22 protein-coding genes are annotated in these 22,701 nt (G+C 56.5%); 13 read left to right on the forward strand and 9 right to left on the reverse strand.

The window, feature by feature from the left end:
* The first annotated feature begins 25 nt into the window (after positions 1–25).
* From AC2FIR_RS18200 to AC2FIR_RS18210, 3 genes are all read left to right on the forward strand, one after another.
* A complete protein-coding gene (locus AC2FIR_RS18200) occupies positions 26–1,327 on the forward strand; it encodes an aromatic ring-hydroxylating oxygenase subunit alpha (RefSeq protein WP_496744319.1) in 1,302 nt (433 codons plus the stop codon).
* Positions 1,328–1,342: 15 nt separating this feature from the next.
* Entirely contained in the window at positions 1,343–1,585 is a 243-nt protein-coding gene (locus AC2FIR_RS18205) for a hypothetical protein (protein ID WP_496744317.1), read from the forward strand.
* A gap of 127 nt (positions 1,586–1,712) precedes the next feature.
* Positions 1,713–2,978, forward strand: coding sequence for a flavin monoamine oxidase family protein (locus tag AC2FIR_RS18210; RefSeq protein ID WP_496744316.1), 1,266 nt, complete (start codon positions 1,713–1,715; stop codon positions 2,976–2,978).
* Between the two features lie 108 nt (positions 2,979–3,086).
* Here the strand turns inward: AC2FIR_RS18210 and AC2FIR_RS18215 are convergent, their stop codons facing one another.
* Positions 3,087–3,881: a helix-turn-helix transcriptional regulator gene (locus AC2FIR_RS18215; protein ID WP_496744314.1), complete on the reverse strand. Its 795-nt coding sequence runs from the start codon at positions 3,879–3,881 to the stop codon at positions 3,087–3,089.
* 117 nt (positions 3,882–3,998) lie between these two features.
* On the opposite strand from AC2FIR_RS18215, the gene AC2FIR_RS18220 reads away from it, so the two are divergent.
* Genes AC2FIR_RS18220 through AC2FIR_RS18245 form a run of 6 tightly spaced genes read left to right on the forward strand, consistent with a single transcriptional unit; the run spans position 3,999 to position 9,615 of the window.
* The gene (locus AC2FIR_RS18220) at positions 3,999–5,129 is read left to right on the forward strand and encodes an ABC transporter ATP-binding protein (protein ID WP_496744313.1); all 1,131 of its coding nucleotides are present in this window, start codon (positions 3,999–4,001) and stop codon (positions 5,127–5,129) included.
* Between the two features lie 31 nt (positions 5,130–5,160).
* Positions 5,161–6,324 carry an ABC transporter substrate-binding protein gene (locus tag AC2FIR_RS18225; RefSeq protein WP_321253959.1) on the forward strand — a complete coding sequence of 388 codons (1,164 nt, stop codon included), beginning with the start codon at positions 5,161–5,163 and terminating at the stop codon, positions 6,322–6,324.
* A gap of 27 nt (positions 6,325–6,351) precedes the next feature.
* Complete coding sequence (locus tag AC2FIR_RS18230; RefSeq protein WP_321253960.1) at positions 6,352–7,203, forward strand: ABC transporter permease; 852 nt, start codon at positions 6,352–6,354, stop codon at positions 7,201–7,203.
* Between the two features lie 9 nt (positions 7,204–7,212).
* Positions 7,213–8,028 (forward strand): ABC transporter permease, encoded by an 816-nt coding sequence (locus AC2FIR_RS18235; protein ID WP_170614528.1) that lies wholly within the window; start codon positions 7,213–7,215, stop codon positions 8,026–8,028.
* Positions 8,025–8,822, forward strand: coding sequence for an SDR family NAD(P)-dependent oxidoreductase (locus tag AC2FIR_RS18240; RefSeq protein ID WP_496744310.1), 798 nt, complete (start codon positions 8,025–8,027; stop codon positions 8,820–8,822). Before AC2FIR_RS18235 ends, AC2FIR_RS18240 begins: the two co-directional genes overlap by 4 nt.
* Before the next feature lie 16 nt (positions 8,823–8,838).
* Positions 8,839–9,615: an SDR family oxidoreductase gene (locus AC2FIR_RS18245; RefSeq protein ID WP_321253963.1), complete on the forward strand. Its 777-nt coding sequence runs from the start codon at positions 8,839–8,841 to the stop codon at positions 9,613–9,615.
* Between the two features lie 219 nt (positions 9,616–9,834).
* Here AC2FIR_RS18245 and AC2FIR_RS18250 read toward each other — a convergent pair whose 3' ends face one another.
* The 7 genes from AC2FIR_RS18250 to AC2FIR_RS18280 all read right to left on the reverse strand — a co-directional run bounded on the left by AC2FIR_RS18250 (position 9,835) and on the right by AC2FIR_RS18280 (position 18,066).
* On the reverse strand, positions 9,835–11,055 hold the full coding sequence (locus AC2FIR_RS18250; protein ID WP_496744308.1) for an aminopeptidase P family protein: 1,221 nt from the start codon (positions 11,053–11,055) through the stop codon (positions 9,835–9,837).
* A gap of 162 nt (positions 11,056–11,217) precedes the next feature.
* Positions 11,218–12,429 carry an ABC transporter permease gene (locus AC2FIR_RS18255; protein WP_496744306.1) on the reverse strand — a complete coding sequence of 404 codons (1,212 nt, stop codon included), beginning with the start codon at positions 12,427–12,429 and terminating at the stop codon, positions 11,218–11,220.
* A gap of 5 nt (positions 12,430–12,434) precedes the next feature.
* Positions 12,435–13,709, reverse strand: a complete 1,275-nt coding sequence (locus tag AC2FIR_RS18260; RefSeq protein WP_170614524.1) for an ABC transporter permease — start codon at positions 13,707–13,709, stop codon at positions 12,435–12,437.
* A gap of 72 nt (positions 13,710–13,781) precedes the next feature.
* Positions 13,782–14,873 (reverse strand): extracellular solute-binding protein, encoded by a 1,092-nt coding sequence (locus AC2FIR_RS18265; RefSeq protein WP_496744304.1) that lies wholly within the window; start codon positions 14,871–14,873, stop codon positions 13,782–13,784.
* A gap of 103 nt (positions 14,874–14,976) precedes the next feature.
* Positions 14,977–16,077, reverse strand: a complete 1,101-nt coding sequence (locus AC2FIR_RS18270; RefSeq protein WP_170614522.1) for an ABC transporter ATP-binding protein — start codon at positions 16,075–16,077, stop codon at positions 14,977–14,979.
* A 136-nt stretch (positions 16,078–16,213) separates the two neighbouring features.
* Complete coding sequence (locus AC2FIR_RS18275; RefSeq protein WP_496762856.1) at positions 16,214–16,924, reverse strand: maleate cis-trans isomerase family protein; 711 nt, start codon at positions 16,922–16,924, stop codon at positions 16,214–16,216.
* On the reverse strand, positions 16,921–18,066 hold the full coding sequence (locus AC2FIR_RS18280) for a M24 family metallopeptidase (RefSeq protein ID WP_496762857.1): 1,146 nt from the start codon (positions 18,064–18,066) through the stop codon (positions 16,921–16,923). Before AC2FIR_RS18280 ends, AC2FIR_RS18275 begins: the two co-directional genes overlap by 4 nt.
* Positions 18,067–18,259: 193 nt before the next feature.
* Here AC2FIR_RS18280 and AC2FIR_RS18285 point away from each other — a divergent pair, with 193 nt between their 5' ends.
* A complete protein-coding gene (locus AC2FIR_RS18285; protein WP_496744299.1) occupies positions 18,260–19,444 on the forward strand; it encodes a M24 family metallopeptidase in 1,185 nt (394 codons plus the stop codon).
* A gap of 33 nt (positions 19,445–19,477) precedes the next feature.
* Here AC2FIR_RS18285 and AC2FIR_RS18290 read toward each other — a convergent pair whose 3' ends face one another.
* Positions 19,478–20,320, reverse strand: a complete 843-nt coding sequence (locus AC2FIR_RS18290; protein WP_496744297.1) for a LysR family transcriptional regulator — start codon at positions 20,318–20,320, stop codon at positions 19,478–19,480.
* A gap of 106 nt (positions 20,321–20,426) precedes the next feature.
* Between AC2FIR_RS18290 and AC2FIR_RS18295 the strand changes: the two genes are divergently transcribed.
* From AC2FIR_RS18295 to AC2FIR_RS18305, 3 genes are read left to right on the forward strand one after another with little or no spacing between them, the layout of a single operon-like run.
* On the forward strand, positions 20,427–21,026 hold the full coding sequence (locus tag AC2FIR_RS18295; protein WP_480905161.1) for an amino acid synthesis family protein: 600 nt from the start codon (positions 20,427–20,429) through the stop codon (positions 21,024–21,026).
* On the forward strand, positions 20,998–21,786 hold the full coding sequence (locus AC2FIR_RS18300) for an alpha/beta fold hydrolase (protein WP_496762858.1): 789 nt from the start codon (positions 20,998–21,000) through the stop codon (positions 21,784–21,786). Before AC2FIR_RS18295 ends, AC2FIR_RS18300 begins: the two co-directional genes overlap by 29 nt.
* A complete protein-coding gene (locus AC2FIR_RS18305; RefSeq protein WP_496744293.1) occupies positions 21,783–22,700 on the forward strand; it encodes a flavin reductase family protein in 918 nt (305 codons plus the stop codon). The genes AC2FIR_RS18300 and AC2FIR_RS18305 overlap by 4 nt, the downstream gene beginning before the upstream one ends.
* Position 22,701: the final 1 nt, after the last annotated feature.

Raw genomic sequence — 22,701 nt, forward strand, 5'->3', positions numbered from 1 at the left:
GGCAAAATCTACAATCAATCGAACGATGGCTGATCCTACTGAAAACCAAGATCGCAGGCTTGGTTTGGCCGAACTGACCAAAACACTGGCTGATCAAGTCAAAACTACGCGGATTGAACTGATGCATGACGAACCCCGGAACATCGAAGTTCCAGCCAATTGGGACAGACGTGGACTGCCGGGCTGGTGCTATCACAGCACCGCTCTTCTGGACCTTGAAAAGAGCAACCTGTTCAAAACCCATTGGCAAATAGCATGTCACGTTTCGGACGTTCCGGAATCCGGCAGCTTTATTTGTTTCGACATGTGCGGCGAGCGTGCACTGATCGTACGAGACAACAATTCGGACATTCGAGCGTTTCTCAATGTTTGCCGTCATCGCGGATCACGGCTCGTGCCCAAAGATCAAGGAAAGTGTGAAAACGCCTTGGTTTGCCCATTCCATGGCTGGGTTTACAATCTTGATGGAACGCTGCGTGGTGCCGCCCGGCCAGAGTCCTTTCCGGACCTGGACAAGCAAAAGTTCGGCCTGAAAGAACTCGAAATGGAGATCTGGCACGGCCTTGTGTTTATCCGCTTCAAACCGGGCCCCCAGCCATCCGTGGCGGAACTTCTGGCCCCGATTGAACAGGAAATCTCAGCCTACAAAATGGCCGAACATGTTCCGACAGACGGGATTTGGACAGAGGAGACACCGGTCAATTGGAAATCAATCAGAGACGTGGACAACGAAGGGTACCATGTTCCGCTTGCGCACCCTGCCCTGCAGGATTTGTACGGTTCAACCTATTCCGACGAACCATATGTCGATGGAGTCTCACGCTCTGATGCAAGTTTCACACCGACAAAAGGGCGTAGATGGGCTGTTCGCAACTACAAGAAGTTCACAAAGCCCCAGCCCCACCTGCCCGAACACTTGCACAAAACCTGGCTCTACTATGGCATTTTCCCTAACGCAGTAATTGCTGTCACTCCCGAGACAATGTTGTTTTATCAGGAGTTTCCAATCACGACGAAAAAGTCCGTGCTGCGGAGCGCAACATATCGAAATCCGCACGAAGATCGCCAACAAAGGGCAGCCCGGTATCTCGCCGCCCGGATTGATCGCGAAACCGTGGAGGAAGATATTCAACTGACGATCTGGTCGAACGAATCCATGGCTTCGGAATCGTTCGAGGGTTTCTACCTTTCGGATCTCGAATATGGTGTCCGGTCACATCACGACCACCTCCGCAAAATACTGCCCGTCTACAATTCAGAAACCGCGCCAGGTGAAGATGAGGTAATGTCGCTCAATACCGCCATGTCGGCTGTGCCCAATACGTGATCAAGGGCGCGTTCTATGTCGGAAGCAGAACTTCAAAAGCAACTTCTTGTGACGGAAGTCGGAGTCCAAGGCTCCGGTGCCACAAGGTATGCGGCCGCAATGTACTTTTATCAGAACGGCAGAATCTCTGCCGAGATGCTGGAAATTTACCGGAGGTGCAGCAAGTTTGACGCCGAAGACCCGCTTGATCTGGCCCGTTACGAGGGGGTTTCAGTACCAGAAATGCTTGGCGTTTTAGATGGATGCACTGAGGCATGATAACGCCTGCGATTAAGATCTCACCTCAGAAAGATTCTGATGATTGGTGGGCGTCGCAACGGCGAGCAATCGAAGTGCAATCTTTGAATTCAGCCTACAAGCCACTCAATCCGCCGGAGGAAACAAAGTGAACGCGTTTGACTATGACGTCGTCGTTGTGGGCGCTGGCGCAGCGGGAATCGCAGCGACCCGGGCCCTGATGTCGGCAGGTTTGTCAGTTATCTGTGTCGAGGCATCGAACCGCGTCGGGGGGCGCACCCACACGGATACTGAAATCTTTGGCGTCCCTTTCGACGTGGGGGCGCATTGGATGCACGCCGAACATGCCAACGCTCTGAAAGCGCCGGGTCTTGCGCTTGGCCTTGACCTTTATGCAGCCCCGGATAACGCAATGACATACGGGCTGAAAAATGATGCCGTCCTTTGGAACGAAGTGGAGGACATCCACAAAGACATAGCTGAAGCGGCGCGCATCGATGCGGAAATTGAAACAAGTACCGGAGTTCCAACCGACCGGTCTTTGGCTGACATCTGGGAAGACAAGGGACCTTGGTCATTTACGGCAGCCATGACATTCGCGCTGTCGCTTGCCAGGGATTTGCCGGACACTTCCCTGCGAGACATCGTTGCCTGGGAGGGGGGCGACGACTGGTTTTGCCGTGAAGGTTTCGGGCACCTCATCGCGTGCACGGCGCAGGGTCTTCCGATCAAACTGTCCAGTCCGGTCACAGAAATCGAAGCCCTGAGTGACGGTGTGCAGGTAACGACGGCGACTGGCAAAACCAAAGCGCGCACCGTCGTCGTAACAGTATCCGTCGGGGTGCTGGCCGAAGACGTCATCCGTTTTGATCCTCCCCTTGAATCCGACCGGCGCGCAGCGCTCGAACTCATTACAATGGGAGACTACAATCACGCAGGCCTTCTTTTTCACCCCGGTGCATTACCCGTGCAACCCGACACATGGCTGACCTACCACTTAGAACCCGACGCGTCCGGAGTGGCCCGCGGTGGCGGCTTTCTTTGCAACATCTCAAGCACCGGCCTCACCAGCTTTGAAAGTTCCGGAAGCCTTTCCAGAGACTTGCAGAACGCAGGACCTGAAAGCGCCATCGAACATGCACTTGAGACGCTGGTTGGTTTCTTCGGCTCGGCCATCAGAGAAAAATTCATAAAGGGACACGCAACCGCCTGGCGACATGAACCATACGTGCTTGGGTCTTACGCAGGATCCCAGCCGGGGGGCTATGGCCAACGTGCCGTTTTGCGACAACCCCATGCAGAATGGGTCCACTTTGCTGGCGAAGCGACACATCCCAACCAACAATGCTCTGTCAGTGGCGCCCACCTGGAAGGTTTGCGAGCGGCGGAAGATGTGGTGGCTCAGTTGCTTTGACAAGCCGGGAACCATTCTGGCCCAGCAAGCGCAATAGTTATGCCTCTCAAACATCCCATCGCCGGGAACGGTTTCTGGAAAGCGCCAAGCGGCACGTCACTGAAGGCTTCACTTTTCCTCCGGCCCCAACAGCGCGTCGATGAACCGTGAAAACAACTCTCCCTGAGACCGGATTCTAAGCTTGGAGTATATGTTCCGGCGGTGAATACGAACCGTTCCCGGAGAAATACCCAGTATTCGGCCAACGGCGTCAGCGGAATGGCCTTTGAGAGTAAACTCGACAACCTCCTTTTCGCGAGGCGTCAGCAGGCCTTCGTCAAACTTTTCAAAGGCCTCGTCCACATTCAGCACCCGCCCCCTGCGGCGCGTGTTTGCCGGTTTCTGCCCGAACTCTCCGGCCAGTCCGTTCCAGTGATGCCTGCAGGTTTCACTGACCACCGGCCAAGCCTTTCCAAGTTCCCGAAAGTCTTTGGCACTGAAAGCCTTTTCGGCCCGCATCAACGAAACACAAACGGTTGCCTCGTCAGGCAGGTCAACTACATAGCAAATCTCTTCGGCCAAACCGGTCTGAACATAGTAATTTCGAAAGTACTCACCCTGATAAAACCGATCTGGTGCCAGATCACGTAACCGGTACAGACCTGGATCAATGGAATTTGCGCTGGCCAGGTAAAACGGATCCAGAAGATATGGACCCTCCTGATAATCCTCGACCATGATCTTCCGCTTCGATTTTGGGAAATCGTCAAACAGGTCGATCGGGCGCGCTGATCCGAGATACCCAAATATGACAGTATAGTCGAACCCACTGATTTCCTGCAGAGATTTCGAAAGCGTCTGGGCGAAATCGTCTGTTCCGATAGCAGCTATGACTGCGCCCGCTTCGGTCAACCAATCTGTCACGGCCGCCTCCTACTCAAATTTGAATACCACATTCGTGATATATACAAGAATCGACAAACTTTTTACCGTTTACCTGAAACAAGTGGTATTTTAAAAATGAGGATATGTCCCGAAAAAATGCCAAACGGTGAATATACCCAACAACCGGACAGATCGACAGGAAGCACTATCGCCGAGCTTCGCGGCGTGTCCAAAAGGTTTGGGGACGTGTTGGCGGCCAATGATCTAAACCTTAAAATCGCAGAAGGAGAGTTTCTGTCGTTTCTAGGTCCGTCCGGGTGCGGCAAGACAACGGCTCTTAGAATGCTGGCAGGTTTTGAAAGCCCGTCGGAAGGCGATGTTTTGCTGGACGGAGAGGTGGTGAACTCGCTGGATGCCCATCTGCGTCCGGTCAACATGGTGTTTCAGCATTACGCACTGTTCCCGCACCTGACCGTTGCACAGAATATTGGATACGGTCTGAAACAGCGGCGCCCGAAGCTGCCCAAAGCGACGATCGCGCAAAAGGTCAGCAAGGCATTGGAAATTGTTCGGCTCGAAGGGTACGAAGCGCGCCGAATTTGGGAAATGTCCGGTGGACAGCAACAACGCGTAGCACTTGCCCGAGCTATCGTGAACGAACCCAAGCTGCTGCTGCTTGATGAACCGCTGGCGGCGCTGGACAGAAAATTGCGCAAGGAAATGCAGATCGAGCTGCAAAACATCCAGCGCCGCCTGGGCATCACCTTTGTCCTAGTAACCCACGATCAGGAAGAAGCGTTGTCGATGAGTGACAGGATCTGCATCATGCGCGACGGCCGGATCGAGCAGGTTGGCAGCCCACAGGACCTGTACGACCGGCCAGCAAACCGATATGTGGCTGGTTTTGTTGGCACGACCAACATCTTCAACGGTTCGATCACTGCAACAAGTAACCAAAATGCCGATGTGCAGCTGGTTACCGGGCAATCCGTCACGGGACAGAACCCATTCAATCTGAATTTGGGAGAAGCCGTCGGCCTGAGCGTTCGGCCTGAACAAATCCACCTCAGCAGGACATCAAAGGCAGAAACCGACCTTGGGGTCACAGTCCTCAATCGCATCTTTCTGGGGGAACATACCGAATACCTGGTCAGGCATGACACACTGGGAGAGTTCCTGGTGTTGTCGCCACGCCAGTCAGAATTGAACGAGGGATCGTTCAAAGTGGATGAGCCGCTCTTTGCGTCCTGGAACGCCAGCGGAGCGCTCATCCTTTCCGGAGACTAACCTAACGGATCCAGCCAACAGGGGAAAACTCATGACAAAAACACCGGATCACATCTCGAAGCAGAAATTCATGGAAGAGCTGTACCGCTACAAGCGCGGTTCGGTCACACGCCGGCACTTTCTCGGTGTGACGGGTCTGGGGGCGGCGACGGCTGTGCTTGGCTCGGCCGTGCCGGGTCTTCGGCCAGGTCCCGCATGGGCATCCGGCGATATTGGGGATCGCGTGGTTCTCGCCACCTGGCCGAACTACCACGACACCGCCAATTTTGACGCCTTTGCCGAAGCGACCGGTGCCAATGTTCAGGTCAACGTCTTTGGGTCGAACGAAGAGATGTTGGCCAAGCTTCAGGCCGGGGCAACCGGCTGGGACGTGTACGTCCCGACCAATTACACCATCACCACCTATGTCAGTGAAGACCTGATCGAACCGCTTGATACATCGCGGCTGCCGAACTACGACGCGTCCGCCTATGACCCGCGTTATGCCGAGGCCGGCTCGGTCGATGGCAAGCTCTACGCCGTTCCCAAAAACTGGGGCTCGACCGGTTTTGTCGCCAATACCAGCCAACTCAACGGTGCGCCCACGCCGTCGAGCTGGAAAGAGTTCTTTGATTTGACGATGGGAGATCTGTCTGGCGGTACAATCGTACATGACTATCAGCTGACAACGATCGGGAACGCGCTCAAGTACTTTGGCTATTCCTTCAACTCGGTCGACGAGAAAGAGCTGGCCGACGCCGAGAAACTGCTCATTGACGCAAAGCCGCACCTGTTTGCAATTTCATCGGACATCCAGCCGTCCATGCGCAGCGGAGACGCGACACTGGCGATGGCCTGGTCTGGTGACGGCAAACAGCTTAACACCGACATGCCCGAGATCATGTACATCCTCGGCAAGGAAGGCGGCGAGTTGTGGAGCGATTACTACGCCATTCCGAAAGGGGCGCCCCACATGGATGCAGCCTATGCGCTGATCAACTACCTGCTGGATCCCGCCGTGAACGTCAAAGAGGTGCTGGCGCACGGCTACCCGACAGCAGATGCGAAATCGATCGCGATGTTGCCGGAGGAGTTGCAGAATGACCCGATCCTTTATCCGGCGCAGGAACTTCTGGACGCGCTTGAATTCGGTGCGGCGGTAACGCTGACCGATCCGAACCGCGCTGAACTTATGGCCCGGTTCAAATCTGCCTAAAGTCCGCAAACCGGAGATAAGAACGACATGAATGCGAGAACGCGCAACTGGCTCTTGCTGGCCCCGGCCGGGACCTGGTTCCTGGTGATGCTTGTGCTGCCGCTGACGGTCGTTCTTATCTTCAGCTTTGGGGAACGCGGCCCGGCTGGCGGCTATGTGCCGGCTTTCACGCTGGAACAATACGCCAACCTTCCGGCACGTTGGACGGCGTTCAAAAACACGATGGTGCTGGCCCCGGTCGGCACCATTGCCGCCTTGTTCATAGCCTATCCGCTGGCGTATTTTCTGGCCGTCAGGGCTGATCCTAAATGGAAAACCGTCCTGCTGGTTCTGGTGATCGTTCCGTTCTGGACCTCGATCCTGATCCGCAGCTATGCGTGGATATTCCTGCTGGGCGGGCGCGGTATTCCAGAACTGATCGACTTTATCGGGTTCGCAAAGCCACGTCTTATCAATACACCTTTCGCGGTCCTGATTGGCATCATCTATGGCTACCTTCCGCTGATGGTGTTTCCGATCTTCGTCAGTCTCGACCGGCTGGACAAGCGTCTGCTCGAAGCCTCTTCAGACCTTGGTGCCACACCTGTGCGGACCTTCCTGCAAGTGACTTTGCCGCTGTCGGTACCCGGCGTCGCCACGGGCTGTCTGCTCGTATTTATCCTCCTGATGGGGGAATTCCTGATCCCGGCGCTGCTGGGCGGAGGCAAAGTGTTCTTTGTTGGCAACGCGCTGGTCGATCTGTTCCTGCAATCGCGCAACTGGGCTTATGGATCGGCGGTGGCGGCAACGCTGGTATTCATCATGCTGATCTCGGTCACGATCTACATGCGCCTGATCTCGCGACTGGGGACCCAGCGCGAAGACGTATCGTTGATGTAGGGGGATAAGATGCGACTGTATGCTCTGTGCGTTTATTTGTTTCTCTACATCCCGATCGGGGTCATAGCGCTGTTCAGTTTTAATGCCGGACGCCATGCCAGCCAGCTGCAGGGTTTGTCCACGCAATGGTACGGCAAGGCGCTGAACAACCCGTTCGTCATGGATGCGTTGGAAACCAGCCTTATCGTGGCACTTGTATCGGCCACTCTGGCCTCTTTGTTCGGAACAATGGCGGCTGTGGGTTTGCAAGGTATCCGCGGGCCGATGCGCACGGCCTTCGACGGTTTGATCTACGTGGCCATCATGATCCCCGGCATCGTCATCGGAATTGCGACCCTGATCGCACTTGTCACCGTGTTCAACTTCGTGAACCCGGGTATTGCAGCGCTCTGGCCCGAAGGGGCTGAGCCCCCAAAGCTCAACATGGGTATGGGCTCTCTCATTGCGGCGCACACCATGTTCACGATGGCACTGGTCGTGATCATTGTTCGCGCAAGACTTTCCGGCATGGACGCCACCCTGACCGAGGCGTCGTCGGACCTCTATGCGACGCCATTTGGCACCTTCAGACAGGTCACCTTGCCATTAATCTTTCCAGCGATATTGGCCGGGTTTCTATTAAGCTTCACCTTCAGCTTTGACGATTTCATCATCGCATTCTTTGTCGCCGGGTCCGAGACAACGCTTCCAATCTACGTGTTTTCGTCAATCCGCCGCGGTGTCACGCCAGAGATCAACGCCATAGGCACAATGGTTCTGGCCGCGTCATTGGTCCTATTGATCACAGCCCAGGTCCTTCTGCGGAGGGGAGACAAGAAGAAATGACAGCCGTTAAGCTTATGAAGACACGTTCTGAAATGACCTCTCTCGACGGTCGCATTGCCTTTGTGACCGGGGCTGGATCCGGTATCGGAAGGGCCAGTGCCATCTCGATGGCTGAGTGTGGAGCGCACGTTGTCGTAACCGATCTTGTCGGTGAACTGGCCGAAGCGACCGCCCAAAAAATCATGGAAAATGGCGGCAGTGCCGACAGCATTGCGCTGGACATGACGGATGACAGCGCCGTTGTTGGCTCACTCCGGACGACAATCGAAAAACTAGGCCGACTGGACATACTGCATTCGCACGCAGGTATTCAGGTCGAGGGCACGTTGGAACAGGTCAGCCCCGAAGGCATGGATGAAAGCTGGAGGTTAAACGTAAGGGCGCATTTCATTGCGGCACGGGCGGTGGTCGGGCAGATGCGTACTCAGGGCGGCGGCAGCGTCATTATCACTTCTTCCAATTCTGGGGTGCAGTACGACCGCGAAATGATTGCCTATGCGACCACGAAGCACGCAGTTGTGGCGATGGTGCGCCAGATGGCTGCGGACTATGCCAAGGACAATATCAGGTTCAATGCGCTGTGCCCCGGTTGGGTCGACACACCATTCAACGCTGGCTTTGAAACCCAGATGGGCGGGCGGGTGGCTTTGGAAAGTTATATCGCGAACAGCATCCCCATGGGGCGTTGGGCAAAGGCCGATGAAATCGCCGACGCGGTCGTGTTTTTGGCCTCTGACATGTCCACCTTCATAACGGGCCACGCGTTGGTGATCGACGGGGGTGAGTGTATCTGAAAAACGGGAGGGATTGATGGCACACCGGGCAAGACTGGAAGGAAAGACGGCTGTCATCACCGGCGGAGCAACAGGGATGGGGCGTGCAACGGCCCTGTTGTTCGCGCAGGAAGGCGCAACTGTTTCGATCTTCGATATCAACGATGACGAGGGTCAGAAAACAGCTCAGATGATCCGTGATCAGGGCGGCAAAGCTAAGTTCTTTCACTGCGACGTCACCAGCGCCCGTGATATCGACACCGCATTTGATGCCAGCGTCGCCGAGTTCGGGGCATACAATGTGTTGTTCAATCATGCAGGCTCGATCATCGTAAAATCACTGCATGAGACATCGGAAGAAGAATACGATTGGCTGATGGACCTGAACGTGAAATCTGCTTTCCTTGTTTGCAGACGCGCGGTGAAAGAGATGGCCGAGAACGGCGGTGGTTCGATCGTCATCACCTCGTCGATCGCTGCCGAGTTGGGGTACGCGCTGGAGTCCGTCTACTGCATGTCCAAGGCCGCCGTCCTGCAACTGTCCCGCACGATCTCGACCGAGTATCGGGACGCCGGAATACGCTGCAATGCGGTCTGTCCCGGATTTGTTGAAACAGCACATGGGCTGAAGGAAATTGCTGAACTGGACGCCGCCGGCCAGGAATGGGAGGACAGCGGCATGGCCGCAACGCAAGGGCGCATCTGCTACCCTGAAGAAGTGGCCAGAACCGTGGTCTTCCTTGCGTCGGATGACGCGAGTTTCGTTAATGGAACAGCCACCTATGTCGACAACGGCTGGCACGCGAAGGGTTGAAGACTGGAGAGCGGGTGGAAACTGATTTCCGAAGGCTTGGCATTCCTAGAAGGACGGCCGCCCTGCCCGCGTCTGGCTGACTAAGTCTACATTTCGTGGGAATTTCGACTTTCGGGAAATCTCCATACGTCGAAAACCGGAACACTATTATTGCCGAAGTTTGCCTGCTCGGCGCGCATCCCAAAAAAGGGTGGAGCCAAAGCTCCACCCCATTGATCATCAGGCACCGATAATGTTGTGACCCGGTCCGTATGGGAAACCGGTGATGTTTTCGGCCCCGTCTTCACCCACCACCAGAATATCGTGTTCCCGGTAACCGCCCGCACCGGGCTGGCCTTCGGGAATCCACAGCATCGGCTCAATCGAAACGACCATGCCGGGTTCCAGCACGGTGTCGATATCCTCACGCAATTCCAGACCGGCCTCACGACCATAGTAATGGCTCAGAACGCCGAACGAGTGGCCGTAGCCGAAAGAACGATACTGAAGCAGGCCTTCGTCGGCGAAGAACCGGTTGATCTCAGCAGTGATGCCGGAACAGGTGGCACCCGGCTTGATCAGGCTGAGGCCAAGTTCGTGCGCTGCCACGTTTGCCTTCCATAGGCGCAGGCTGTCGGCATCCGGCTCGCCCAGAAACAGGGTCCGTTCCAGTGCGGTATAATAGCCCGAGATCATCGGGAAGGTGTTCAGGGACAGGATATCGCCCTTTTGCAGCGCGCGTTTTGTCACCGGGTTATGTGCGCCATCGGTGTTCAGACCGGACTGGAACCAAACCCAGGTGTCGCGGTATTCGGCATCCGGATAGGCACGCGCGATTTCCTCTTCCATCGCGTCTCGACCCGCCATTGCAACTTCGATCTCGGTTACGCCTTCGCGGATGGCCGCGTGAATGGCCGCACCGCCAACATCCGCAGTGCGCGCGCCGCCCTTGATCAGTTCAATTTCCTCTGCGGATTTGACCATACGAGCCGCCATCGTATCGGGCGCGACATCGACCAACTCGGGGGCACCCAGCATGCGCAGGGCAGTTTCACGCGCCGCAATGGTCATGTGGTCGCATTCTACACCGACTCGCTTGGCGTTTCCGATCAGACTTGCAACGGCACGCCAGTAGTTGTCGCGCTTCCAGTCGGTGTAGATCACGTTGTCTTCAACCGACCGGCGCCACGGTTGCCCGGCATCGATATTGGCGGACACGGTGGTGCAGTTGTCTTGGGTCACAACGCAGCCATACGGGCGACCGAAGGAACAATACAGAAAGCCCGAGTAGTAGGCGATGTTCTGCATCGACGTCAGCAGCACGACGGGGATATCCCGCTTGGCCATGATGGCGCGCAGCTTGCCAAGACGGCGGTCATACTCGGCCTTGCTGAACGGCAACGGGGCCTTGTCACCATTGTGGCAGGTGAAGAACTCGGGGCGGTTTGAAATGTCAGTCATCTTTGGTCTCTCATCCTTGCCGGGTGTGCAATCCCCGGCCACATGTCCCGGCGTTCAGGACAGGCGGTCTCGGGGTCCGAGAGCCGATCACCTCCTTAGACGCCGCGACGCCATCGCGGCGGAGATGAACAGGTGAATCGATAGATCAGACTGTTTGCTACGTCAAGCGGGCGAAAGACCCCGCAACCGTTCGGAACGGCGCCGCAACAGTTCGACCGTGGTCAACAGGGCAATCGACAAGACCACCAGGATTGTCGCAACCGCCAGAATGGTCGGGCTGATCTGCTCACGCAGGCCGGTGAACATCTGCCACGGCAAGGTCTTCTGGCTGGCGGAACCGACAAACAGTACCACGACCACTTCGTCGAATGACGTGATGAAGGCAAACAGACCACCCGAGATGACGCCGGGCAGGATCAGCGGCATCTGGATCTTGAAGAAGGTCCGCACCGGCCCCGCGCCCATATTGGCCGCAGCCCGGGTCAGGGACCGGTCAAAACCGACCAGAGTCGCCGTCACGGTTATGATCACAAAGGGAATACCCAGCACGGCGTGGGCCAAAATCACTTTCAGATAGCCCACGAAGTTCTTGTTCATGCCCAGCGTGCCTTCAAGGAACCGTCCGATATCGCTGTAGAAAAAGAACATGCCCGTCGCCGAGATGATCAGCGGGACAATCATCGGAGAAATCAGAATTCCCATGATCGCGCGGCGCCCGGGAACGTGGGACTGGCTAAGACCAATGGCGGCCAGAGTTCCCAGCGATACCGAAATAACCGTCGCAATCGGCGCAATGATGAGCGAGTTCTTGAAGCTGCGCTGCCATTCGTTGTTGGTGAAGAAGTCCCGATAGTGCTTGAGCGAATAGCCTTCCGGGTCCAGACGCAGCATCTCGGGCGTAAAGGTGAAGAAGTCCTGCGCGTTGAACGACAGCGGCAGCACCACAAGGATCGGCGTGATCAGGAAGACGAAGATCGCACCACAGATCACGCGAAACAGATAGTGGTAAAACACCTGTTGCGCTGTCAGGTACGGCAACAGCTTGCGCCGATAGCGCCCCTCGTACAGCCAGTAGATAAACCAGACAAAAAACCAGCCGCCGAGTAAACCCAACACGCCGCCCATCAGGCCGGCCACCAAAAACCCTACGACGCCGAATCCGACTATGTTGATCCACCGTGCGAGTTTTTCATTCTTAACTAGATTTATGTAGACCCAGGCCAGCCCCGTAATCAGGACAGCTCCGCCCAGAATTCCAAGAAGGACCGAGCCGTTTCCAGCGCCGATGAAGATGCCGGCAAATGCTCCTGCCAGTGCGACACTTGGCAGAACCATGGACATGGGTTTGCGGGATATCGGTGTCAGTGCAGCCATCTTGATTATCCCAACTTCACGTTATCGATGCCCACGATCTTGTCGTAGACCCAGTAGAGCAGCAGCACGACCCCCAAAAGGATCGTACCCAAGGCCGCGGCAAGCCCCCAGTTCAATGAGGACGAGATGTGATAGGCGATCCGGTTCGAAATAAAGACGCCTTTGGTTCCGCCCACGATCTCGGGCGTGATGTAGTAACCGATCGCCAGAATAAAGACGAGGATCGAACCGGCGCCGATCCCCGGAATGGATTGCGGGAAGTAGATACGCCAGAAAGTCGTCCAGTTCGTCGCACCCATGGATTTGGCCGCGCGTGTGTAAGTGGCCGGAATGGTTTGCATCACTGAATACATTGGCAGGATCATGAACGGCAGCAGGATATGCGTCATTGCGACGATTGTGCCGATCTGGTTGTTGATGATGATCAGTCGAGAATCGTCCGCTACCAGCCCCAACCAAACAAGTGTGTCGTTTATGACCCCCTGTTGTTGCAACATGACTTTCCAGGCCGATGTCCGAACCAGAAGGGATGTCCAGAATGGCAGCAGCACCAGGATCATCAACAGGTTCGACACCCGCATCGGAAGCGTCGCCAATAGATAGCTGACAGGGTACGCAAGCAAGATACAGGCACCGGTTATGACGAGCGACATGAACAGCGTGCGTCCGAAAAGCTTGATGAGGATCTGCTTGTCTTCCGGTTGGGCCTGCGCCCCTTCCGGCGTTCTGCGCATATCGACGGCATTCAGGAAGTAACCGTTGGTGATCGTCGGTGAATGGGTTTTCATCACCCGCCAGGTTTGCGGATCCCCCCAGCCGTCGTGAATCTCGATCAACTTCTCCTTGAACGGCCCGTCCGTTTCAGGATCCAGTTTTTTGATCTGACGCCCGGATTTGCGGAACATCGAGGACATACCAGTCTCTTCATAGTTCAAACGCGTGCCAAGCTTTGTGTGCTCTTTGTTGTCAATCGCAACAATCATGTCGCGCACGAATGCGTCATACACATCCTCGCCCGGCAACTCTCCTGATTGTTCGTCCCAGTTGTTCAGGGCCTCAACAGTCAATGGAAGAGTGTCGGACACGATGCTGTTTTCCACTGACCGGAACAGCATCGATGCAATGGGAACAAGGAATGAAAACAGGACAAACAGAAGAAGCGGCGCAACCAACATCAACGCCCGGAGCTTTTGCCGTCGTAGCGAACGCGCCAGCGACTGCTTAAGCGGTGTTCCATCAGCGGCCAGCATGGGGCCCGCGTTTTGGGTTGCGTCAGTCATTGTTGTCCCTTGGCTTTTTCTGGGTCAGGGGCAGGAATCCGCCCCTGACAGTGTCACCAATTCAACGGCTGCTTATTGCGCCAGCCACGCCTGGAATTTGGCGTCGATATCGTCGCGGTAGTCAGCCCAGAACTCGTAGTTGTAAAGGAACGTGTTCTTGGCGTTCTCCGGATCGGTCGGCATGTGCGGTGCCATGTCGATACCCAGATCGGCGTGCTGACCAACCAACGGAGCCGACGAAGCGCGTGCCGGGCCGTAAGAGATGTACTTGGCCTGATCCGCCAGACGCTGCGTATCGGTCGCGAACATAATGTAGTCCAGCGCACGCTGCTGACGCTCTTCGCTCAGGCCGGCCGGGATGATCCAACCGTCCAGATCGAACACCTGCGCGTCCCAAAGCATGGCGACAGGCTGCTTCTGCTCTTCGATCACGCTGAACAAACGGCCGTTATAGGTCGAACCCATGACAACCTCACCATCGGCCAGCAACTGCGGTGTGTCCGCACCGGCGGACCACCAGACAACGCTGTCTTTAATGGTGTCCAGCTTGGCCAGCGCCTGGTCCTGACCCTCGGCTGTGGCCAAGACGTCATAGACGTCATCCTTGGCCACGCCATCACAAAGCAGCGCCCATTCCATATTGTTGATCGGGCGTTTTTCCAGCGAACGCTTGCCGGGATAGGATTCCAGATCGAACACGGCGCAGATGTCGGTCGGTGGCGTATCGCCCACCAGATCGGTGCGGTAACCGAAGGTGGTGGAGTAGACGATCTGCGGGATAAAGCAGTCGCTGACCAGCAGGTCGCCGAAATCCTCGGAGGCCGGTGTGCCATCGGGCGCCGGAGCGAGTTGGGTGTCAAAGTCGATTTCAAGCGCAAGCCCTTCATCGCACAGACGAATCGCATCCGCAGCGACCACGTCAACCACATCCCAGGTGATGTTGCCCGCTTCGTTCATCGCACGCAGCTTGGCCACAGCTTCGTTCGAGCTGTCATCGTTCAGGATGGTCACCCCGGTCTTCTCGGAATAGGGCTCGTGATAGGCCTTCAGCTGCGACTTGGAATAGGCCCCGCCCCAGGAAACAATGGTCATTTCCTGTGCGAAGGCACCGCCAGCAACCGCCCCGAGCGCCGCTGCTGTCAACAATGTTTTGGTTGTTTTCATGTATAACTCCCAGTTCTTCCCGTTTATGTGTGTGGTCGGCTGATGCACGGGTATTCACCAGCCAGTCCCTCAGTGAGGTCGCTCTTGTTCCGCGCGACTTGGTCTATGCGTCGAGCGCACGACAATCCTGAGCCAGCCAACCAATCTCGATCTCCTGCCCCGGGGACAGGCGGATTGCGTCTGGTGCGTTCCGGGTTTTGACGATGAAGTCATCGTTCCCTGCGACGGACATCCGGAACCGGAAAACGTCGCCCATATAAATGAACTCTTCGACGGTTGCCTTCAGCGTATGCGCATCCGCGTGCAGGCGATTCTTGTTGAATTCTACCCGCTCAGGCCGGATCGACACCTTGGTCCGTTCACCCGGTTTGTGAACATTGATCGGAACCGCGTCGATTTCAGAGCCATCATCCAGTTGGACAACACATGTGCCGCCACCAATCGATTTAACGACACCTTCCAAGGTGTTGTTTTCCCCGATGAATTGCGCAACAAAGCTGTTTTCCGGTTCTTCGTACAGCTGATCAGGCGGCGCAAGCTGCTGAATGCGGCCATCGTCAAACACGGCAACACGATCTGACATGGTCAGGGCCTCGGTCTGGTCGTGGGTAACGTAGACCGTGGTGATTCCCAGTTCATGCGCAAGGCGCGTGATTTCGAACTGCATATGCTCACGCAGCTGTTTGTCCAATGCGCCCAGGGGTTCGTCCATCAAAACCAGTTCGGGTTCGAAAACCAGGGCGCGCGCCAAGGCGATCCGCTGTTGTTGGCCACCGGACAACTGAGCCGGACGTCGACCTCCAAATTGGCCCATCTGAACCATATCCAAAGCGCGCTGAACCTTTTCCTCCCGCTCGGACTTGCCCAGCTTGCGGACCTCCAACGGGAACGAAAGGTTTTCGGCCACTGTCATGTGCGGAAACAGAGCATAGTTCTGGAAAACCATACCGATTCCGCGCTTGTGCGGTGGAATATTGTTGATGGGCTTGCCATCAAGCAGGATTTCACCGTGGGTGGCGGTTTCAAACCCTGCGAGCATCATAAGACATGTCGTCTTACCCGAACCTGACGGCCCGAGCATTGTCAGAAACTCACCCTTGGGCATCGCAAGATTTAGATCTTTAACGACGAGGTTCTCGCCATCATAAGACTTCTGAACGCGTTGGAATTCGACAAACGCGGCGTCGTTCAATGTACCGGTCACAAGACCCCCTGTTTCGTCAAATGATTATCCGAGAGTATCGGATTTCATTGATCTGTAAGCAGCAGTTAAGACCATGCAGTAGGCACTTGGCAACAATATATAGCGCATTTCCGCATTTTGAATTTAACCTTACCGCTCAGTGAACACCGTTGAGGCGACGCATATGCCATGCAAGGCTTTGATTACTCGAAAGAACCGGCTTGCCGATCTGCTCACGAATCTCGGGGATAGCATCAAGGGTGCGAAGGTTCGTGCAGCTAAGGAAGACGGCTTCAACCGACGGATCAGATCCCAGTTCAGTTGCGGCTTCAACCACGGATTGGACCGAAATCCGCGCAACCTTTGCCTCTTCGGCCTGCCCGAAGGTTCCAAATACATCCATGGTTATTCCGTTTTCCGAGAACGCGTTTCGCAGCGGTGCGTTGACCTCCTCGATGTAAGGGGAAAGCAGCGCGAACTTCGAAACACCCAGGTCCGCTGCGCAGGCCGTGGCGGCACGCAATGGGTTTGTCACTTCGTCGGTATTGCACGCCTGCTTTACAAGCTCTGCCACACGCTCTGATCCAATGACCGAACTGGCCGACGTGCAGCCATATCCAACCACCCGAAAAGGCCGCGCGCCTGGCAACAACCTCGCCGCCGCCGGCAGGGCTTTCTCCATTTCCGCGAGGCTTTCGGTTGTTACCTCGATTCCACTGGGTATTCGCGTTATGTAAAGCGGGTTCTTCCGGTCTGAGAAATACGCACTGAATTCCGGCTCAATCGTTTCGTCGACTTGCAGAACAATCAACCCAAGCGGCGAAGCCTGCGGGTCGTCGTCGTCAAGTGTGTAGGGAACGTGGGTCATAGTTCGATCATCTCCGGCCCGATGCGCGGGCTGATAAACCGCGGGGCGTCGGCTGTTACAACGATGTTTTCTTCGTGAACCAAAATTTTGTCACCAACCGCAATACCCGGCTCCAACGTCAGCACCATACCAGGTTCAAGAACGGTTTGGTCCATCGGGATAAGAGACGGCCATTCGGTCAGCGACATCCCCAACCCGTGCCCCAGTCGCCCTGCATCCGTGCCTTCAGAGTCCTTGGTCAGCACCGTATTCATGGCATGAAACAAGTCCGCCGCGGTCGCACCGGGTCGCGCGATTTCGAACGCAGCGTCGGACGCTTCAATCAGCCTAGCGTAAGCAGATTTCACGTCGGGATTTGCAGGACCCACAGACCAGTTGCGGTCGAAATCGTTGAAATACCCATCCCAGACCAGGCCGGTGTCAAGCATCAGTACATCGCCAATCGCCAAAGGCGACGAAGAGGCAGGCGAAATCACGTCAGAGTAACCGCCCTGCTCTGCCCCACCCGCGAGATACGGCACCCAGTCGGCACCTTCCTCCAGACAGAGTATCTGGAAACGACGAAAAACCTCATCCAAAGGCACGCCGACCCGGGCAATCTCGGGAACTCGGGCGAATGCCCGACCGGCTATGCCGCATGCGGTTTCGATTTTGGTGATCTCTGCCTCGGATTTGACCGTGCGCAGTTGGCGCAAAATACCGTGGTCTCCTGTGACACGGCGCGAGCCAAGACTGATACGCAGACGTTCAATATCCGACATGGGCATACGCGCGTGGGTCTCGTGACCATCGGGCATTCCGATACGACCGTCGGCTGGCGTCAACTCCCTCAGGGCATCGGCCAGAAGCGAGACGCCGTCGTCCTGCAGGTCGGGTGAACTCCACGTTCGGATATCATCAATCCAAGTCTGCCCCATCAGCGAAGCACCGATGGAGGGAATAACAGCGACAGGTTTACCGGCCGCAGGCAAGATCAGGAACCAGGGGCGGGTCGGGCTTTCCCAGAACCTGGTCAGGTATCCGGTAAAGTACCGCACGTCGGTTTCCGTGGTAAGCAACAGCGCGGACAAACCTGCGTCATCCATCAACGCCTGCGCGTGTTTGGTACGAGTCGCGAATTCCGTTGGCTCGAACCCCCTCATTCGGCGACCACAGCGCTGGTGCCCCACGCGCAGGCCGAAACGTTGGAACGATACGGCACAGATGGCGCAGTTCTTCGGTCCAATCGGTGTGGATTGATATCGGTCTTCATGCCCCCCCCCAATTTTGGTTCGTTGACGTGAGCCGATCGGTAGGGTTCTGTCAACCAAAGTCTGTTGCTAACTGGAGACGCCAATGACCCATTCCGATCCAGCCTTCAGTCAGGCCGAGTATGATCGCCGTCTTGCCAAGACCCGAGAGGCGATGGTTGCAAAGGGAATAGACTGCCTGTTTGTCGAAGATCCCTCGAACATCGGGTGGCTCACCGGGTACGAGGGTTGGTCTTTTTACGTTCACCAGGGCGTCCTGATTTTTCTGGACGCGGACCCGATCTGGTGGGGACGCCGTCAGGACACAAACGGCGCGCTGCGCACAGTGTGGATGGAGGACGATCGAGTTTTCGGATACGCGGATCATTTCGTGCAATCGACCACACGGCATCCGATGCAGGATTTGGCGCAGCTGATTGTCAGATGCGGGCATGGCGCTAGCCGAATTGGGGTGGAACTGGACAACTACTACTACTCGGCCAAAGCCCATATTGCGCTGACGTCTGAATTGCCTGAGGCAACAGTGATTGATGCAACGGCTTTGGTAAACTGGCAACGAGCCGTGAAATCCGACGAAGAAATCACCCTGATGCGCAAGGCGGCCCGAATATCGGAGTTTGTTACTGACGGCGTCCTTGAACGCGTTGAACCCGGGTTGCGAAAGAATGAACTGGTCGCGCAGATATACCATGATGCGATAACGGGCGTAGGTGATGATTGGGGGGACTACGCCGCCATCGTGCCACTTCTGCCGTCAGGGTCCGACGCCGCCGCGCCGCATCTGACTTGGAATGGTGATGTTTTCAAGTCGGGTGAATGCACGTTCTTTGAGCTTTCAGGGTGCTATCGCCGCTATCACGCGCCTTTCTGTCGATCGATATTTCTGGGTCAGCCACCTGATCACCTCAAAAGAGCCGAGGAAGCTTTGGTTGAAGGGCTGGAAGCAGGTCTGGAGGCCGCAAGGCCCGGCAATCGTGCAAGTGATATCGCCAAGGCGCTGGCCGCACCGCTCGAACGCGCCGGGATCGAACGCGGTGCTCGCTGCGGCTATCCCATCGGCCTCAGCTATCCTCCGGATTGGGGTGAACGCACGATTTCGCTGCGGGACGAAGACAATACGATCCTCGAAGCTGGCATGACGTTTCATTTTATGCCGGGACTTTGGATGGATGATTGGGGTCTTGCGATTACCGAGTCGATCCTGATCAGGGAAAGCGGGCCTGCAGAGTGTTTGTGCCAACGACCACGAAAAATGATTGTGAAACCCTGAAAACGGCACGGACTATTAAGTGTCGATGCCTGATCAATCGCTAATCTGTTCAAGCAACCAGTCATGAAACAACACGGCTGCGGGATTGGAGGTATCGGCGGAAAGGTAATATCCTTCGTTGCATTCGACAGAGCAGCTATGCGCGCGTTCGACCAGACCGGACGCAATCGCGTGTTTCGCCAGCAATTCGCTGACCAGAGCGACCCCGCTGCCATGAACGGCCAGTTGTAGCGCCATGCCGAATGTATCGACAAAAACGGTTGGCTGACGCCGCACGTCCTGCTTTTCGAACCATGTATTCCAACCGCTTGACGTACCGACTGCCTCAATCAGGGGAAGGTCAAACGGGTCTCCGGCAAGTGTCGGCGCCTTGAACGCAACCAGGCCGTCCGGCCTTAAGCGCTCGGACCCCTGCCCCACTTGTTTTTCTGACCCAAACCGGACCTGAACGTCAGCCTGGGACGCGTGAAAATCGTCAGGCCAGATTGCGCTTAACAGCCGTACGCTAATTTCGGGATGGCGCGTGGCGAAGTCCGAAAGATGTGGGGCGATGACCCATTGTGCGATGCTGACAGATGTCGCCACCGTCAAAACATTGCCCGGTGCGCTGGCATCGGCCCTTCCGGCGGCGGCAGCCAGGACTTCAAGCGCGCTGCCAACTTCGGGCAACAGTTTTCGCCCGGCATCTGTCAGGGCCAGACTGCGCGGATGCCGGACAAAAAGTGCGGTCCCCAATCGCATCTCAAGAGATTTCACCTGCTGACTAACTGCCGATTGTGTCAGCCCGATTTCTTCTGCAGCCGCCGTAAAGCTCAGGGTGCGCGCCGCGGCCTCAAAGGATCGGAACCAGGTCAGAGGTGGAAGTGATTTTCCCATTGGTCAAGCTGGCCATTAGTCTTTTTAATGTGAAAGCACATAATTCAATCATTTGTCAAAATCCACGCTCGTTTCTAACCTCTGCCGGCGCGACAGGAGGGGTAAGATGCAGCCAGAGATACGCAAAATTGTAACCTACGATGAGGAGGTTCTTGTCGAAGGATTTCGCCCCGTGGAAACCCCGTGGCGCATGTTTGCCGTGGCCGCAATAGTCACCAATCCATGGGCCGGTCGGTACATCGAAGACCTTAAACCTGAAATCCAGGCCTATGGCCCCGTTCTTGGCAAGATGATGACAGACCGCATGATTGCATTGGCCGGGAGTGGTGACGCAATCGAAGCCTATGGCAAGGCAGCCGTCGTCGGGCTGAATGGCGAGGTCGAGCATGCTTCGGGCCTTATTCATACTCTGCGGTTCGGCAATCATTACCGGCAGGCGGTTGCCGCTAAATCCTATCTGGCGTTTACAAACACACGTGGCCCGGCGAATGCGCCGATCATGGTGCCATTGATGGACAAGAACGATGCCGGTCGGCGTTCTCACTACCTGACCATTCAATTCTCGATCCCGGACGCGCCGCGCGACGACGAGATTGTCGTTGTACTGGGCGCGGCAACCTCGGGCAGACCGCATCACCGCATCGGCGACCGCTATCAGGACCTTAAGGACTTGGGCCATGACGTGGACAACCCGGCCGCGGTCTGAGGTCGGCGGGCTGGCCGCAATTCAAGCTGGCTCAGGACCGGACGTTCTGTTGCTGCATGGCGTTGGCCTGCGGGCTGAAGCCTGGGGCGCTCAGTTGGACGCACTTGCCTCTGCGAATCACCTGACCGCTCCGGATATGCCCGGTCACGGAGAAAGCCCGCTTGGTGATTCAGGCGGCGAGCTGTCGGACTACATCATTGCGGCATTGAGTGTTCTGGGTTGTCTGAAAGGGCCGGTCGTTTTAGTGGGCCACTCGATGGGCGCCATGATCGCGCTGGAACTTGCCGCCAAAGCACCGGATCAGGTCCGTGGTGTCGTGGCTTTGAACGCCATTTTTGAACGCACTGCAAAAGCAGCGCAGGCGGTACAGGATCGGGCCTCGGAACTGGACGGCGAAACACGTGCCGATCCGACGGGCACGTTGCGCCGGTGGTTCGGCGATGCCGCCTCACCTGAACGCGATGCCTGTCGTGAGTGGCTGAAGGCCATGGATCCAGCAGCCTACAAGTTGGCCTATACGGTTTTTGCCCAAAGCCAAAGTCCGCGGCGCGACGAGTTGGAGAAACTCGCCTGCCCCGCGCTTTTTCTGACCGGCAGTCTGGAGCCGAACTCCACCCCCGACATGTCCCGCGACATGGCAGATGCCACTCCGAACGGGCGGGCGCAGGTCATTGACGGGGCGGCACATATGATGCCGATGACACATGCAATTCAGGTCAACGCCGCCATTTCCAGCTTTCTGAGCGAGGTGCAACCATGACCAAACTCGACCCCCGTGAACTCCGGCGCGCTTTTGGCAGCTTCATGACCGGCGTGACAGTCGTTACCACACGAAATGCCTCTGGCGCTGCCGTGGGCTTCACGGCAAATTCCTTCACATCGGTTTCGCTTGACCCGCCGCTAATCTTGGTCTGCCCCGGCAAAAGCCTGTCTTCATACAACGAGTTCTCAGCCTGCGACCATTTTGCAGTGAACATTCTGGCCGAGGGGCAAGAAGAAGTGTCCAACACATTCGCCGGCTTCAAAGGTGATCGTTTTGCCAAAGCTGGCCACACCCTCGACACGCGCGGCATTCCACTGATCGACGGCGCGGTCGCGACGTTCTCCTGCCGGACCCATCAGGTGGTCGAGGCAGGCGACCACTGCGTTTTGATCGGGCAGGTCGAGGCGTATTCCCACAACGAAACCCCAGCGCTTGGCTTTGCGAACGGACGGTATTTCAGTCTCGGTCTGGAACGCGGTGCGCTTGAACCCACAGGGCGAAAGGTCGTCTGCGGCGCAATCATCGAACATGAAGGGCATGTGTTGCTGGAGAAAAACGATGCTGGTTTCAGACCGCCCCAGGTCACGCTTTCAGACCGGAGCCAATTGCGAAACGGCCTTCGGCAAGACCTGCACGCTCGTGGAATAGACGCGCGTCTGGGCGTTGCCTACTCGGTCTATGACGATGCCACGACGCACCATGTCTACATACTTGCCAATGCGGCGGAACTTCCACGGCACGGCAATCTCGAGGCGGTCGCAATCAAGGATTTGGCGACCCTTTCTTACGCGACGCCTCCAATCGCCACCATGATGTCTCGTTATGCACTGGAAAGCCGAACCCGCGACTTCTCACTTTACCTCGGCAACGCGCAACAGGGCGACACGCACAGCCTCTCCGAAAGGACCTGAA

The sequence above is a fragment of the Ruegeria sp. CDSB136 genome (assembly GCF_059610965.1).